This is a genomic window from Streptomyces sp. NPDC097619, assembly GCF_040302735.1.
Classification (GTDB): Bacteria; Actinomycetota; Actinomycetes; order Streptomycetales; family Streptomycetaceae; genus Streptomyces.
On sequence record NZ_JBEOSD010000331.1, the window covers coordinates 1 to 1,326 of the forward strand.

Genomic DNA, 1,326 nt, shown 5'->3' on the forward strand with positions numbered 1-1,326 from the left:
TGGGTGGCTGGTCGTTGCTTGAGAACTACACAGTGGACGCGAGCATCTGTGGCCAAGTTTTTAAGGGCGCACGGTGGATGCCTTGGCACCAGGAACCGATGAAGGACGTGGGAGGCCGCGATAGGCCCCGGGGAGCTGTCAACCGAGCTTTGATCCGGGGGTGTCCGAATGGGGAAACCCGGCAGTCGTCATGGGCTGTCACCCGCTGCTGAACACATAGGCAGTGTGGAGGGAACGAGGGGAAGTGAAACATCTCAGTACCCTCAGGAAGAGAAAACAACCGTGATTCCGGGAGTAGTGGCGAGCGAAACCGGATGAGGCTAAACCGTATACGTGTGAGACCCGGCAGGGGTTGCGTGTACGGGGTTGTGGGAGTGAGCTTCAGTCGTCTGCCGGCGGCTGGGCGAGTCAGAAACCGTATGGATAGGCGAAGGACATGCGAAAGGTCCGGCGTAGAGGGTAAGACCCCCGTAGCTGAAATCTGTACGGCTTGCTTGCTCATTTCCCAAGTAGCACGGGGCCCGAGAAATCCCGTGTGAATCTGGCGGGACCACCCGCTAAGCCTAAATATTCCCTGGTGACCGATAGCGGATAGTACCGTGAGGGAATGGTGAAAAGTACCGCGGGAGCGGAGTGAAATAGTACCTGAAACCGTGTGCCTACAAGCCGTGGGAGCGTCGGAGCCTTCGGGCTCTCGTGACTGCGTGCCTTTTGAAGAATGAGCCTGCGAGTTAGCGGTGTGTAGCGAGGTTAACCCGTGTGGGGAAGCCGTAGCGAAAGCGAGTCCGAATAGGGCGATTGAGTTGCACGCTCTAGACCCGAAGCGGAGTGATCTAGCCATGGGCAGGTTGAAGCGGAGGTAAGACTTCGTGGAGGACCGAACCCACCAGGGTTGAAAACCTGGGGGATGACCTGTGGTTAGGGGTGAAAGGCCAATCAAACTCCGTGATAGCTGGTTCTCCCCGAAATGCATTTAGGTGCAGCGTCGTGTGTTTCTTGCCGGAGGTAGAGCACTGGATAGGCGATGGGCCCTACCGGGTTACTGACCTTAGCCAAACTCCGAATGCCGGTAAGTGAGAGCACGGCAGTGAGACTGTGGGGGATAAGCTCCATGGTCGAGAGGGAAACAGCCCAGAGCATCGACTAAGGCCCCTAAGCGTACGCTAAGTGGGAAAGGATGTGGAGTCGCAGAGACAACCAGGAGGTTGGCTTAGAAGCAGCCACCCTTGAAAGAGTGCGTAATAGCTCACTGGTCAAGTGATTCCGCGCCGACAATGTAGCGGGGCTCAAGCGTACCGCCGAAGTCGTGTCATTGCAGCATGAGGG

At 57.3% G+C, this 1,326-nt stretch carries 1 rRNA gene; it reads left to right on the top strand.

From position 1 onward, the window contains the following. Window positions 1-50: 50 nt before the first annotated feature. Window positions 51-1,326, top strand: a 23S ribosomal RNA gene (locus ABTZ17_RS36825); the annotation flags it as partial.